This is a genomic window from Prosthecobacter sp., assembly GCF_044222565.1.
Classification (GTDB): Bacteria; Verrucomicrobiota; Verrucomicrobiia; order Verrucomicrobiales; family Verrucomicrobiaceae; genus Prosthecobacter.
The window spans coordinates 519,130-532,637 of sequence record NZ_JBGANA010000002.1; the positions used below are offsets into that span (position 1 = coordinate 519,130).

The following is a 13,508-nucleotide window of genomic DNA, read 5'->3' on the forward strand; positions in this document are numbered from 1 at the left end:
GCCGCCATGTCCTTTGTCCAAGGCAGAGCCAGGCTGCTGGTGATGGTGCTCTGCCTGCTGTGCGCGGCGTGGCCGGGGCAGGCGAAGCTGCATGCGGAAGCGCCGCTGGAGGCTGTGACCTTTGCGCTGGAGCCCGGGGTGATCTACGTGCCGCTGAACGAGGCGGCGGCGCAGCTGCACTGGAAAGCGCAGCGCGATGAAGCGGGGCGGTGCATCCTGCTGCACGATGTGGCCGTGCCCGCCGGCGCTCTGCGGCACTTTGTGGACGGCACGGAACTGATCCGCACGAGCGATCTGGAACTGGCGGGTGCAAGAGCGAGCCTGCGGGTGGAGGACGGGCGCATGACGTTTGGGTGGGGCTTTCACCGCTTCTCTCTGATGGTGAGTCCGAAGAGGGTGGAGGTGAGCCTGGCGAAGCAGGAGCTGCGCGCCTGGCAGGGCGACCGGCTGGTGCTGCGGACGCACATCAGCTCCGGACGCAACAACCGTACGCCGGCAGGGAACTTCAGCGCGGGGCCCTTCCGTGCGCGCATGCACTACTCGAAGCTCTTTAACAATGCGCCGATGCCGTGGAGCGTGCAGATTTATGGCAATGTCTTCATTCACGGCTTTGACTCCGTGCCGAACTATCCGGCCTCGCATGGCTGCATCCGCGTGCCTCTGGATGGCGGCAACCCGGCCAAGTTCTTTTATGAGTGGGTGGACAACGGCAGCCCGGTGAACGTGGTGCGGGAGTGAGGGGCATGGGCGAGGCATGCGGGCTGACAGAGCGAGTGCCTCAGGTGTCTCAGCGAATGGCTGAGATGGATCGGGAGGGGCTTCCCATTGTCCGCGAGGGCGGCGCTTTATAGACCAGCTCTCAAAAATCTTGTCACATTGCCCGGACGGCGGAGCAGCCCCATTGGCTGCGTTGGTCGCCTGCCTGTTATGTTCCAATAGCAGGCGGCGCTCCCGCCTTGCCACTGGGGCCGCTGCGCTCGCCGGTCAAAATGACAATCTTTTCGAGAACTGGTCTAGCCTCGGAGACCATGAACACTGATGAGGGCGAGCCGTCGAAACCGGATGCTGAGCACGAAAACTCTCTGCGGCAGAGGCTGCTGAAGGAGATCGCCGGCGGTGATGATCTCATGGGTGCGGAAGTGCCGCCCCACACGGGGAACGGTGAGAACCCGCAGTCTGAGGGGGCCTCAGCCATTTGCTGATTCAGGGAGAGTGAGTCTGCTCATTGTGCGGCTGAGAAGGTCTCGTCATCATCATGGCATGCAAGCAACCGCTCCTTCCCCCACATCCCGTGAAGCCGGCGCTGTCCACACCCCGCCCGCTTTTTCCGTCGTAGCGCTCCATGACGGCTTTTTTGCGCATGTGCGCGCGATGGAGGCGCTGGAATGGCTGAAGGAGTCGCTGAGCCCGGACCTGAGGGTGTGCCCGATCACGTGGAGCTTTGACAAGCTGGAGCGGCATGAAGAGAGCAGCACGGCGGCCCGTGCGGCGGCAGCGGCGGATCTGCTGATTGTGTCCGCGACGAACGACCGGCCGATGCCAGAACATATCAGGAAATGGTGCAACGAGATTCCGAAACAGCAGCGCGACACCCGGCCCATCGTGGTGGCACTGCATGAGGAGAACTGCGAACTGAACGGCGAGCGGGGATGGTTCTGCTCCCAGCTCAAGGAGGTGGCGGACGCATGGCGCACGGACTTCATCTGCAATGCGGATTTTGACCGCCGGCTGGACTGCGACTTTGCCATGCAGATCGTCTCCAGCAAGAACCCGTCCTCCTACCGACGGGCGAAACCCTTCGGCGGAGAGTTCGCGCCACCGCCGCGCTACTGGGGCATCAACGACTGAGGCCATGACGCAGACCTGTTTTCCACCCACCGCAACACCGCCATGAACTCCATACCCACCCACCGAACCGAGCACCGATACGAAGAGATCAGCCTGCTGGCCTACCACCTGTGGCAGAAGGCCCAGTGCCCGCCTGGCGAAGACCTGAAATTCTGGCTGCAGGCAGAGCAGCAGCTTTTTGGAAAACGTGAACCGCAGTCCGCCGCCGGAAAGAAAGCACCGACGCAGACGCTGGCCAAAACCCCTGGCAATGGAAAAGCCGCCACGAAACGCCTTACCACCACCACCACAACCACCGCCGGCAAGACGCAGGCCCGGACGGCGGCCAAGACAGGGACGCAACAGCAGCAGGCGCGAGCGCGATGAATTTCCTGTGCGGTCTGCCTCCGGCGGACAGGCTGCACCGGCACATCAACACCCCTCCGCCGGGTGAACCCCAAAAATCAAACCAACATGAGTGCGTTAACATCCTGGAATCCTCTCCGTGAACTCAACAGCCTGGAAAGCCGTCTGGACCGTCTCTTTGGCCTGAACTGGCCATCCAGAAATGGGGAGAAAGAGGCCATGACCGTGGCCCAATGGACACCGCTGGTGGACATCAGCGAAGACAGCCATGAGTACCTCGTGAAAGCCGAGCTTCCCGAACTGAAGAAGGAGGAAGTGAAGGTCAGCGTGGAGAACGGCGAGCTCACCATCTCCGGCGAGCGCAAAGGCGAGAAGGAGGAGAAGGGCAGGAAATTCCACCGCATCGAGCGCTCCTACGGCAGCTTCCTGCGCAGCTTCTCGCTGCCTGAAACCGTGAATGCGGACAAGGTCAGCGCCGAATTCAAAGACGGAATGCTGAGCGTGCACCTGCCCAAGGATGAGAAGGCGAAGCCCAAGAGCATCGAAGTGAAGGTGCAGTAAGCCCGCGCTGAAAGGCCAAATGATGGGGCCATGGACTGGAGGCAGCCGGGTTCACGGTCGCCGGCTGCTGATCCTCCAGGCATTCCGTGCCCCATCATTTACCCGCGGCCGGGGAAGCAGCGGGGAAAAAACAACCACTTCAACCGAAGTTACGCTGGTATGAAAATCGCTCACAGGCTTGCTGATAAAGTGCTGCCCACCACGGTGAAGATCCCCGCCGGTTATGTGGAGCTCAAAGGCGAACTGGAGCTGCCCGCGGATGCGCCGGGTGTGGTGATCTTCGTGCATGGCAGCGGCAGCAGCCGGCACAGCCCGCGCAATCAATACGTCGCCCAGATGATGCGTGAAGCCGGCCTGGGGACGCTGCTGTTTGATCTGCTGACGCCCGCGGAGGAGCAGCAGGACGCCAGAACCAGCGGGCTGCGCTTTGAAATCGACACGCTGGCGCAGCGGCTGGTCAGCGTGACACGGTGGCTGGAGCAGCAGCCGGAGACGCGCGGTCTGAAGCTGGGCTACTTTGGGGCCTGCACTGGTGGTGCCGCGGCGCTGATGGCGGCGGCACAGCTGGGCGACCAAATCGCCGCGGTGGTCTCGCGCGGCGGGCGTCCGGATCTTGCGGGCAACGCACTGCGCGAGGTCCGCTCTCCAACGCTGTTTGTGGTGGGCGGCTGTGATGAACTGGTGCTGTGCCTGAACAGTGAAGCCTTCGAAAAGCTGCGCTGCAAAAAGGAGTTTCGGGTGGTGCCGTCCGCCTCGCACCTGTTTGAGGAACCGGGCAAGCTGGAGCAGGTGGCGCAAATAAGCGCCCACTGGTTTCGCGCGCACATGGGCGGCTGTGACGACTGGAGCATGGCCGCATGAAGCCGCCCGATTTCTGCAAGCGTGTGCGTGTGCGGGGCGGGGAAAGGCTTATTGAGGATTGCGCAATCGACTGACACGCATGGAGCGCAAGTGCATGGAGGAGCCGGGGCGTTGCGTGCGGCGGAGACACAGGCTGCCTGCTGCGGCGTGGCGGGAGGACGCTGCTGGGGGACGCGGTGTGTGAAGAAGGCGCTGGCTTTGCTGCCCTGCTGCTGGTGCTGAACCCAGGGCGGCGCTCGCCAAGGCTCGCTGGCCCTGGGCTACGCTAGGCCGCACCTTCGGTGCTAAAAGCTGGAGGCAAAGCCACGATAACCCAACTTATTGAGGCTTGCGCAATAAGCTGACACGATCGGAATTCGCTTGAGGGGGATGATGCGGGAAGGCAGCGACTGCGTGGCGGAATGGCGAGGCAGACGCTGCTGGAGGGCGCGGTGTGTAAAGAAGGCGCTGGGTTTGCTTTCCTGAAGGATGCACCACGTACCAGGGTAGCCTCGCCGAGGCTCGGCAACCCTTCGCTATGCACGTCAGTCTATTGTGCAACCCTCAACAGGCGCCACCGCATCTCCCGATCAACGTCTCCTTCTGCAACACTCAACGCACGATCTGCCAATGCGTGATCAAAGCCTGCTTTGAGCAGCATCCTTTCCACGGCTGCACTCACGTCATCGCTGACTTACGCGGAGCGCGGCCATAACGTGGGCTGACGTTCTCCGATGCCGTGCGGGCCGCCGAGACATCTGCGCCTGCGGGAGATGCTGAGAGCGACTCATCCACCGCCTGAGAACAAGCGGGAAGTCCTGCTCATTGAGAGGGGAAGGCCATTGGCCAGTTTTGCAGCAGCCGGGCGCAAGGTGCCGCACCGCAGCATGGCCACTCGTTCAACTCCCACCTTTCATCTCCATGAAAACATCCACGCAGTTCCCCAGTCGCGCGACGGGCGGCCATGCCGATGCCGAGACGCTGGAACAAAGCGCATCCTTGGTGGCAGGCGAAGTGCCTGAAGCTTTTCCCTCCGGCAGGTGAGCCGCATCATTCGCTGTTTTTTTCCATCACTCCCACCACCCCAAACCCAGACCTATCATGCAAATCCTCTGTGCCACTGATTTTTCCCTGGCCGCCATGGCGGCTGCCGACGTCGCGGCGGCGCTGGCAAAAAAACTCCAGATTTCCCTGCGGCTCGTCCATGTCGTGCAGGATTACATTGTGATGGGCGACCTGCCGGTGGTGGTGCCGGACGAAAATCACTTCCGTGAGCAGCTCAAGAAGGAAGCCGCGCGGCTGCGCGACACGGGCATTCCCGTGGCCGAGGAGCTGCGGCATGGCAGCGCGAGCTTTGAGGTGGTGGATGCGGCAGCAGAGAAGCCGACGCGACTGATCGTGCTCGGCTCCCTTGGCAAAGGGATGGCGGAACGCTGGCTGATCGGCAGCGTGGCGGAGCGTGTGGCTGAAGAGGCCGCAGTTCCGACGCTGGTGGTGCGGCAGGGCGAGCTGCTGCTGGAATGGATGAAAGGTGAGAGCGCGCTGCGGCTGCTCTGCGGCGTGGATTTCACCGCTTCCGCGGATGCGGCGATCGGTGCGCTGAAAACGTTTGTGCCGCTCGGCAAGGTGGAAGTGGAGGCTGTGTATGTGCGCCCGCCTGAGGATCCGATCTCCGGGCCGGAACTGCAGGATGTGCGGCGGCGCGATGTGTGGGAGCGACTGCACGCGATTCTGGGGGACCTGCCGATGAACGTGCATGTGCAAGATGAGGACGGCCGGCCTGCAGCGGATTTTTTGCGCACGGCGGATGAGCAGAGAGCGGCACTGGTGGTGGTGGGCACGCACCAGCGGCATGGCTGGCAGAGGCTGAAGGCGCCGTCCTTCTCACGCAGTGTGCTGGCCCATGCTGTGACGAACGTGCTCTGCGTGCCTGCCAGCGCGGTGGAGACGGAGGGCCGCATTCCTCCCATCCGCCGCGTGCTGCTGGCGACGGACTTCACGGAGACCTGCGGGCATGCGCTGAGGCACGCCTGCAGCCTGCTGCCTGCCGGAGGAGCCATCCATCTGGTGCACGTCTGCCATGAGCCCACGCGAGGCATCAATCCTGTCATCGCCTCCGAAGTTTACTTCGACCACAGCCTCGCAACAGCGGAGGATAAACGGAAGGCGGTGGAAAAATTTCAGTCTCTGGCCGCAACATTTCCGCAGGCACCGGGGGTCGTCATCACCTCCGAGGTGCTGGCGAATAGTGATTTCTCCGCCGCCATCTGCGAAGCCGCAGAGCGCAAGGGCGCAGACGTCATCTGCATGGGCACGAAGGGGCATTCACGAGCCGGCGCCGCGCTGCTCGGCTCCACGGTGCAGGCGGTGCTCGCACGTGCGCACAAACCCGTCTTCGTGGTCACGCCTCCTCTGGTATGAGCCTGCCGCGGGCGCTCCAGCCACACGATCAGCCCAGCTTTCGACAAAGCAGGCCGAGCACCGGCCTCCGGGCGTGAAATGCTGCATCATCATGAAAACTTCTCCTCAATTAATCCGCTGGTATGCCGACACCAGCATTGACGACATCCCGCTCGTAGGCGGCAAGAATGCCTCGCTCGGCGAGATGTATCGTGAGCTGAGCAGCCAGGGGGTGAAGGTGCCGAATGGCTTTGCCGTCACGGCGGAGGGCTATCGTCATTTCCTGCGCAGCACGGGGCTGGATGCACGCATCCAGGAGATCCTCGGCGGTCTGAACACTGCGGACATGGACAACCTCCAGCAGCGTGGCAGCGAGGTTCGTCAGGCCATCCTCGCCACCGCACTGCCCGCAGACTTGCAGGATGAGATCCTCAAAGCCTACGAGGATCTCGGCGGAACGGGAACGCCGCCGCTGGATGTCGCGGTGCGCAGCAGCGCCACTGCGGAAGATCTGCCGGATGCGAGTTTCGCGGGCCAGCAGGAGACTTATCTCAATGTGCAGGGCAATGCCTCGCTGCTGGAACACTGCAGGCGCTCGTTTGCCTCGCTGTTCACCGACCGCGCCATTTCGTATCGCGTGGACCAGGGGTTTGAACACACCGCCATCGCGCTTTCCATCGGCGTTCAGCGCATGGTGCGTTCGGATCTTGGATCTGCGGGGGTCATGTTCACCATCGACACTGAGACGGGATTTCGCGATGCCGTGCTCATCAATGCCGCGTATGGCCTGGGTGAGAACGTCGTGCTCGGGTCCGTGAATCCGGATGAGTACTCTGTTTTCAAGCCGACGCTCAAGCAGGGCTTCAAGCCGATTTTGCAGAAGCGTGCGGGCTCGAAGGAGTTCAAGCTCATCTATGACACCGGCGGCGGCCGCATGGTGAAAAACGTGCCTGTCTCTCCCGGTGACCGTGCGCGCTTCGCGCTCAGCGATGACGACATCCTGCAGCTTGCGCGCTGGGCCTGCATCATTGAGGACCACTACTCCGCCAGGCGCGGCCAGCCGACGCCGATGGACATCGAGTGGGCCAAGGATGGCCGCACGGGCGAGCTGTTCATCGTTCAAGCCAGGCCGGAAACGGTGCAGGCGCAGAAGAACCGGGACGTCATCCAGACTTTCAAGCTCAAGCAACGCGGCAAGGTGCTCGTCACAGGTCGCAGCGTGGGCGAGAAGATCGCCAGCGGCCCGGTGCGCGTGGTGAAGAGCGTGGAGTTTCTGCGCGAGTTCCGCGAGGGCGACATCCTCGTGGCCGACAAGACCGATCCCGACTGGGAGCCGGTGATGAAAAAAGCCGCCGCCATTGTCACCAATCGCGGTGGGCGCACCTGCCATGCCGCCATTGTCAGCCGTGAACTTGGCGTGCCCGCCGTCGTGGGCACCGAGCACGGCACGGACCTGCTCAAGGAAGGCCAGGTCGTCACGGTCTCGTGCGCCGAAGGGGACACCGGCCTCGTGTATGAGGGCAGCCTCCCCTTTGATGTGCAGCAGACCAACATCAAAGACCTGCAGCGCCCGCGCACCAAGGTGATGATGAATCTTGCCAATCCCGAGGAAGCCTTTGCACTCTCCTTTCTGCCGAATGACGGCGTCGGCCTCGCACGCATGGAATTCATCATCAACACCTACATCAAGGTGCATCCGCTCGCGCTGCTGGACTTTGAAAGGCTCGCAGATCCCGCCGCGAAAGCCGAGATCGAGAAGCTCACCAGCACCTACAGCGACAAGCCGCAGTACTTTGTGGATCGCCTGGCGCAGGGCGTGGCCATGCTGGCGGCGGCGTTTTATCCGAAGGACGTGATCCTGCGCCTCAGTGATTTCAAATCCAACGAGTATGCCAACCTCATCGGCGGCAAGGCTTATGAGCCGGTGGAAGAGAATCCGATGATCGGCTTCCGTGGGGCGTCACGCTACTACCACCCGCGCTATCAGGCGGGCTTTGCACTCGAGTGCCAGGCCGTGCGCCGCGTGCGTGAAGAGATGGGGCTGACCAATCTCAAGGTGATGATCCCCTTCTGCCGCACTCTTGAGGAAGGCCGGCGCGTGCAGGCGGAGATGGAGAAGCACGGGCTCACCCGCGGCGTGAACGGACTGGAGATCTATGTCATGTGCGAGATCCCCAGCAACGTCATCCTTGCCGCTGAATTCGCGGAGATCTTCGACGGCTTCAGCATCGGCTCCAATGATCTCACGCAGCTCATCCTCGGTGTGGATCGAGACAGCGAGATCGTCGCGCCCATCTTCAACGAACGGAACGCCGCCGTGAAGACGATGATCGCGCAGGTCATCAAAGTCTGCCGCGAGAAGCAGCGCAAGATTGGCATCTGCGGGCAGGCCCCGAGCGACTACCCTGAGTTCGCGCAGTTTCTCGTCGAGCAGGGGATCGACAGCATTTCGCTCAATCCCGACACGGTCTTGAAGACCACGCTCGCGATCTTGGAAAAGGAGCAGGAATCGGGTGCCGATTCGTGAACACTCCACCGTGGCTGAGCAGGCGTCTGCGGCATGGTCTGGGTGGAGGGGCATTGGCGCCGCATGTGAGCCTGGGCGAAGCTTTGAGCCGGTGATGCGATGCGGCAGGATGCGTGCCCATTTAATTAAAGCTGGCCGTCAGGGGGCGGTAGGACGTATAAAGATCGTCGCCAGCAATGTCCCGTCAGGTGGTGGACGGTTTGACGATGCGCACAATCTAAAGATGCATGAACAGAACCGTCCAGATACGTCTCCTGCCGCTCATTGTACTGGGCACCTTGCTGTGCCTGGCCGGGCTGCTGTGGCCTGAATCTGGCTACCAGCGCCCGCTTTCGATCGCGGTGAACATCTGGCCCGGCGCGGAAGGTCTGGTGATGGCCTGTGACGAAGGCAACACGAGCGAGCAGCGAATTAATACCGTGGAAATGTCATGGCCCACGGCGGTGATGGGGGCGTTTCGAAAACGAGTGGTGGATGCGGCGGTGGTGACGCTGGATGAAATGATCCGGCTGGAGGCGGACGGGGCGAAGCCACGGGCGATCCTCGTGCTGGGCATCTCGCGGGGAGGAGACGCCGTGGTGGGACACGCGGGGCTGGAGTCCATGAGGAGCCTGCGTGGAAAGAACGTGGGGGTGGAGCTCAAGTCCGCGGGTGAGTACCTTCTCTGGGAGGCGCTGCGGGGGCAGGGGATGTCCTTCAATGATGTGCATGTGGTGCCGCTGAACCTGGCGGAGTCTGAGGATGCGTACGACGAGAAGGATCTGGATGCGGTGGTGACTTCGGACCCCTGGTGCCTGCGGCTGAAGGAGAAAGGCGCGGCGGTGCTGCATGACAGCAGCGGGATGGACCTGAAGCTCAGCCGGGTGCTGGTGGTGCGTGAGGAGGCGCTGAAGACCTATGAGCGGGAGCTGCGCTTTCTGGTGTCCGCATGCCTGGCGCACAATGCGGAGCTGAAGCTCCCGGAGAACGCGGGGCGGGATGCGGCGCTGCGGCGCGAGGGTTTCGACCAGGGGCAGTGGCGGCGATCTTTGACGAGGGTTCATCTGCCGGATGCGGCGGAGAACCTGCGGCTGATGAGGCCGGGCAAGGGCGGACTGGTGGAGTGCGTGAACGACATGATCCAAAACATGCTGCTGGACGGGCTGCTGTACCGGGAGATCAAAGCGAGGGGGCTGTTTGTTCCGAAATTTCTGGAGGGCGCGCCATGAAGCGTTTTTTCACACTGCAGTTCCGTGTCTCGGCGCTGGTGATGGTCTTCAGCCTGCTCATGATCGTGCTGAACATCTCACGGCAGTACAAGCATGACGTGGACCGCCGCTTCCGTGAGATGCGGCTGCAGGCGTATGAAGAGGGCACGCGCCTTTCGAGCTTTGCGCAGCATTTCCTCCGGCGGCGTCTCGCCCAGTCGGCGGACCTGGCCATCAGCTATGCATCGGTCAATCCGGACCTGCACCTGGGAGTGATCTCCGATGGCAATGACATCATCCGCAACGCGACGCGCAAGCAGTGGCGTGGCGTCTCCATCTGGGAATGCCCGCTGCCGCTCACGCCGGCGATGGTGCAGCAGGCCAAGGACACGAGCGAAGGCCTGATGCAGGAGGACCTGGAGCGCGGGCATCTCATCGCGGTGTTTCCATTCATGGACGTGAGCGCGGAGTCCCGCAAAGGGCTGGTGGTGCTGGAGTATGACCTGAACTGGTTCATCGCTTCGGCGGTCAACCACGCGGTGCGTGAGATGCTGTCCCAGGTGTGCGTGCTGCTGGGCATCTGCCTTCTGCTGTGGAGCCTGCTGCAATGGCTCATCACCGAGCGTGTGGCGCTGATCGTGGAGCAGACGCGGCACATCGGGCCGGACGCGGTGGTGCCGCCCCCCATCGATGGCGGCGATGAACTGGAGACCATCTCAAAGAGCATCGCGGATGCCGCGCACCAGCTGCAGGAGTCTGAGTGGAGGTTCCGGCAGATCGCGTCCAACATGAGGGACATTTTCTGGGTGGCGCCGCCGGAGCTTGCAGAGCAGATCTATGTCAACAGGGCTTACGAGGAGATCTTCGGGCGCAGGGCTTCGAAGCTGCGCTTGCGGCGCTGGGACTGGCTGCGCGCGGTGGTGCGGCAGGACCGCAAGGCGGCGCTGAAAATGCTGCGCTCCCTGCGCGCGGCACCGGGGGAGGCCGAGGCGGAGATCCGCGTGCATGCGGGGGAAAAGATCGAGTGGCTGCGGTGCCGCGCCTTTTCCACCGCACGTGCGCATGACCGGGCGGGGAAGGTGCAGGTGGCGGGCATGGCGAGCGTGATCACCGGGGAAAAGGAGATGGCCAAGCTGCAGACGGAAGCGGCCGAGAACGAGCGCAGGCGAATCGGCCAGGATCTGCACGATGATGTGTGCCAGCGCCTGGCGGCCACGCAGCTCAAAAGCGGCGTGCTCGGCAGCAGCCTGAAGCGAGACGGGCACCCGCAGTCTGTACTGGCGATGGATGTGGCGCGTGAGCTGGCGGAGACGTCCGAACTGGCGCGTGCCTATGCGCGCGGGCTGGCACCCGTGGCGGTGGGGCCGCAGGAGCTGCCTGATGCGCTGGATGATCTGCGCAAGTTCCTGGAGCGTGCGTTTGCACTGCAATGCCGTGTTTCATGCGAGGATGTCAGCGGTGTGCTGAAGACCGAGGAGGCCGCGTTGATCTTCCGCATCGCGCAGGAGCTGGCGACGAACGCCGCCAAGCATGGGCGCGGGACGTGGATCGCCATCAGTTTGATCCGTGACCGGGACATCCTGCGGCTGGAGGTGGCGAATGACGGTGTGCGCTTCGTGCCCGCCGAGGGGGCAAAACAGAACGGCATGGGCCTCTTCATGCTCCGACAGCGTGCTGACGCGCTGGGAGCCACGCTGACCTTCCAGCCACGCGACGTAGCGGAGGGCGGGACGCTCGCAGTGTGCGAAATGCCGCTTGCATCATGATTCAAATTCAAGTTCCAAAAACCATGAGCACCACTCCCAACCCCAAAGCACCCGCCCAGCGCAAGCGCGTGGCGCTGCTCGACGACCACACCATGATGCGAGGCGGCATGAAGGTCTTCATCGACAGCCTGCCAGACTTTGAATGCTGCTGGGAGGCGGGGGACTGCAAAACCGCCTTTGAAAAGATCGAGACCGACCTGCCAGACATCATGCTGGTTGACATCACGCTGCCGGACCGCAACGGCCTGGAATTCATCAAGGACGTGCATTCCCTGCACCCCAATCTCTCGATGCTGGTCATCTCAATGCATGACGAGGCGTACTATGCGCACCGTGCGCTGAAGGCCGGAGCGAAGGGCTACATGATGAAGAACATGGGCTACGACCTCTATGAGGCCGCGCTGCGCAAAGTGGCGGCCGGCGGGCGCTGGCTCAGCGACACCATCGCGGAGCAGATCTTCCAGGCCTACACCAGCGGAGCGAAGCCGCGCCTCGAAGGCGGGCTGGACGAGCTGAGCGACCGGGAGTTTGAAATCTTCCAGATGATGGGGGACGGGCGCGGGACGCATGAGATCGCGGCCGCGCTGCGCATCAGCCCGAAGACGGTGGACGTGCACCGAATGAACATGCGGCAGAAGCTCAAGCTGGAGGATGGCGCGGCGGTGACGCGCTTTGCGATCCGCTGGATGGAGTCGCGCAAACTGGGGCACTCGTAAGCGGGGACTACTTTTTGTGGCGGAAGCCCACGATGCGGGTTTTGCCGGGTCCGGTGTCATACAGCTTGGAAAGGTCCGGGAGACGCATGAGCACCCAGGGCGTGAGAAGATTGGAGCCGTTTTTGGTGTAGAGGATGTCGTCCGCCAGGTAGGTGGCCGAGTGCACGGCGCGGCCGTCTGCATCGATGAACATGAGCACATCTCCGTAGCGGTAGGGAGCCTCCACCTTGTCAAAATCCTGCTTCACCAGGCTGGAGGCCAGCCGTGTGTCCAGCAGAATGGGCTGCGGTGTGAGATTGAAAAAATTCAGGCTGGTCCAGTGGCAGTCGGGCAGGGGGCCTTCCGCGGCGTAGCTGAGGTCCGGATAGGTGTAGAGCACCTTTCGCGGCACGGGAGGCAGGAGGTGGAGAATGTCCAGGTGCGAAATGCCGCGGGTGTGAGTGATGGCGTTCATCAGCGGCTCGAGTTCCTTTCTGCGCAGGCCGAGACCGGTGGACCAGTAGCCCACGAGGTCGGAAATGGAGTCGTCCTTCGTGATCTCGAGCTGGGCCATCAGGGTGCGCACGCGCGTGAGCTTGCGCATGATGAAGCGCGCCTCGCTCACGTTTTCGGCCTGGCTGAGCAGCAGCGGCACGTCCGAGAAGACGAGGGCGCTTCCCTGCTTGTAGGCCCAGCTGGAGATCTTGGTGACGATGGCGGAGGGCAGCCCGGATTCCGCGGCCCATTCCTCGACGGAGTCCGTGAGAAAAAACACCGGTGAATACTGGAAGGCGTTGGCGGGATCGCGGGCGAGATCATTGTAGATCAGCGCGCGTCCCTCCCGGGTGAGGCCTTCGACATCGGCGTTGGTGGGAAAGAGATGTACGTGATGCTCGTCCCGCACCACATGGCCCGGCGCCAGAAGGCGCTCCGTCTGCCCGCGTGACATGCCCGCGTTTTTCAACAGCGTCTCGATGTGGCTGAGATCCTTCAGGTTGAAAGCCCACTTCGTGGTCGTGCTGGGCAGGGGGATCTGCTCCACCACATGGTCCGGAGCTTCGAGAAAAAAGTAGTAGTAGCTGAGCCGGCCCCAGGGACCGGGCGTGCATTCGTGCACGGTGTTTTCGATTTTTTCATGGGAGGAGGATGCCTCCGCATGAACGGTCTCGCCGGCGTTTGCGTAAGTCGCGGCGAGAACGAGCGCCGTGAACAAGGGGGCGTTTTTTTTGAATATAAACGAAAGAGGACTCGGACAGCAGGGGCGCGGCGAGGGACGGTTAAAAAATGAAAACATGTAGGGCGTAAGTGAATGAGAGGGATGAAAACCGCGGGGCGCGGC

General features: G+C 62.7%; 13 protein-coding genes. 12 read left to right on the plus strand and 1 reads right to left on the minus strand.

All coding sequences use genetic code 11. The annotated features are described in order from the left end of the window. Positions 1–6: 6 nt before the first annotated feature. From ACILSR_RS04295 to ACILSR_RS04350, 12 genes are all read left to right on the plus strand, one after another. Positions 7–738 carry a L,D-transpeptidase gene (locus ACILSR_RS04295; protein WP_395748488.1) on the plus strand — a complete coding sequence of 244 codons (732 nt, stop codon included), beginning with the start codon at positions 7–9 and terminating at the stop codon, positions 736–738. A gap of 290 nt (positions 739–1,028) precedes the next feature. Beyond that, positions 1,029–1,202 carry a hypothetical protein gene (locus tag ACILSR_RS04300; RefSeq protein ID WP_395748489.1) on the plus strand — a complete coding sequence of 58 codons (174 nt, stop codon included), beginning with the start codon at positions 1,029–1,031 and terminating at the stop codon, positions 1,200–1,202. A gap of 58 nt (positions 1,203–1,260) precedes the next feature. Further along, a complete protein-coding gene (locus ACILSR_RS04305) occupies positions 1,261–1,848 on the plus strand; it encodes a hypothetical protein (RefSeq protein ID WP_395748490.1) in 588 nt (195 codons plus the stop codon). A gap of 42 nt (positions 1,849–1,890) precedes the next feature. Continuing rightward, a complete protein-coding gene (locus ACILSR_RS04310; protein WP_395748491.1) occupies positions 1,891–2,214 on the plus strand; it encodes a DUF2934 domain-containing protein in 324 nt (107 codons plus the stop codon). A gap of 87 nt (positions 2,215–2,301) precedes the next feature. Beyond that, a complete protein-coding gene (locus ACILSR_RS04315; protein WP_395748492.1) occupies positions 2,302–2,754 on the plus strand; it encodes an Hsp20/alpha crystallin family protein in 453 nt (150 codons plus the stop codon). Between the two features lie 159 nt (positions 2,755–2,913). Beyond that, on the plus strand, positions 2,914–3,615 hold the full coding sequence (locus ACILSR_RS04320; RefSeq protein WP_395748493.1) for a dienelactone hydrolase family protein: 702 nt from the start codon (positions 2,914–2,916) through the stop codon (positions 3,613–3,615). A 900-nt stretch (positions 3,616–4,515) separates the two neighbouring features. Further along, on the plus strand, positions 4,516–4,638 hold the full coding sequence (locus ACILSR_RS04325) for a hypothetical protein (protein WP_395748494.1): 123 nt from the start codon (positions 4,516–4,518) through the stop codon (positions 4,636–4,638). Between the two features lie 57 nt (positions 4,639–4,695). Continuing rightward, the gene (locus ACILSR_RS04330; protein ID WP_395748495.1) at positions 4,696–6,015 is read left to right on the plus strand and encodes a universal stress protein; all 1,320 of its coding nucleotides are present in this window, start codon (positions 4,696–4,698) and stop codon (positions 6,013–6,015) included. Positions 6,016–6,106: 91 nt separating this feature from the next. Beyond that, the gene (gene ppsA / locus ACILSR_RS04335) at positions 6,107–8,521 is read left to right on the plus strand and encodes a phosphoenolpyruvate synthase (RefSeq protein WP_395748496.1); all 2,415 of its coding nucleotides are present in this window, start codon (positions 6,107–6,109) and stop codon (positions 8,519–8,521) included. Positions 8,522–8,748: 227 nt separating this feature from the next. Beyond that, positions 8,749–9,729 carry an ABC transporter substrate-binding protein gene (locus tag ACILSR_RS04340; RefSeq protein WP_395748497.1) on the plus strand — a complete coding sequence of 327 codons (981 nt, stop codon included), beginning with the start codon at positions 8,749–8,751 and terminating at the stop codon, positions 9,727–9,729. Next, on the plus strand, positions 9,726–11,474 hold the full coding sequence (locus tag ACILSR_RS04345) for a histidine kinase (RefSeq protein WP_395748498.1): 1,749 nt from the start codon (positions 9,726–9,728) through the stop codon (positions 11,472–11,474). The genes ACILSR_RS04340 and ACILSR_RS04345 overlap by 4 nt, the downstream gene beginning before the upstream one ends. A gap of 23 nt (positions 11,475–11,497) precedes the next feature. Next, positions 11,498–12,190, plus strand: a complete 693-nt coding sequence (locus ACILSR_RS04350) for a response regulator (RefSeq protein WP_395748499.1) — start codon at positions 11,498–11,500, stop codon at positions 12,188–12,190. Between the two features lie 7 nt (positions 12,191–12,197). Here ACILSR_RS04350 and ACILSR_RS04355 read toward each other — a convergent pair whose 3' ends face one another. After that, positions 12,198–13,382, minus strand: coding sequence for a hypothetical protein (locus tag ACILSR_RS04355; protein WP_395748500.1), 1,185 nt, complete (start codon positions 13,380–13,382; stop codon positions 12,198–12,200). Between the last annotated feature and the right edge of the window lie 126 nt (positions 13,383–13,508).

Coding starts and splice junctions, on each gene's coding strand:
- ACILSR_RS04320 (WP_395748493.1), top strand. CDS start 2,914: ATGAAAATCGCTCACAGGCTTGCTGATAAAGTGCTGCCCACCACGGTG.
- ACILSR_RS04300 (WP_395748489.1), top strand. CDS start 1,029: ATGAACACTGATGAGGGCGAGCCGTCGAAACCGGATGCTGAGCACGAA.
- ACILSR_RS04325 (WP_395748494.1), top strand. CDS start 4,516: ATGAAAACATCCACGCAGTTCCCCAGTCGCGCGACGGGCGGCCATGCC.
- ACILSR_RS04315 (WP_395748492.1), top strand. CDS start 2,302: ATGAGTGCGTTAACATCCTGGAATCCTCTCCGTGAACTCAACAGCCTG.
- ACILSR_RS04330 (WP_395748495.1), top strand. CDS start 4,696: ATGCAAATCCTCTGTGCCACTGATTTTTCCCTGGCCGCCATGGCGGCT.
- ACILSR_RS04350 (WP_395748499.1), top strand. CDS start 11,498: ATGAGCACCACTCCCAACCCCAAAGCACCCGCCCAGCGCAAGCGCGTG.
- ACILSR_RS04310 (WP_395748491.1), top strand. CDS start 1,891: ATGAACTCCATACCCACCCACCGAACCGAGCACCGATACGAAGAGATC.
- ACILSR_RS04295 (WP_395748488.1), top strand. CDS start 7: ATGTCCTTTGTCCAAGGCAGAGCCAGGCTGCTGGTGATGGTGCTCTGC.
- ppsA (WP_395748496.1), top strand. CDS start 6,107: ATGAAAACTTCTCCTCAATTAATCCGCTGGTATGCCGACACCAGCATT.
- ACILSR_RS04345 (WP_395748498.1), top strand. CDS start 9,726: ATGAAGCGTTTTTTCACACTGCAGTTCCGTGTCTCGGCGCTGGTGATG.
- ACILSR_RS04340 (WP_395748497.1), top strand. CDS start 8,749: ATGAACAGAACCGTCCAGATACGTCTCCTGCCGCTCATTGTACTGGGC.
- ACILSR_RS04305 (WP_395748490.1), top strand. CDS start 1,261: ATGCAAGCAACCGCTCCTTCCCCCACATCCCGTGAAGCCGGCGCTGTC.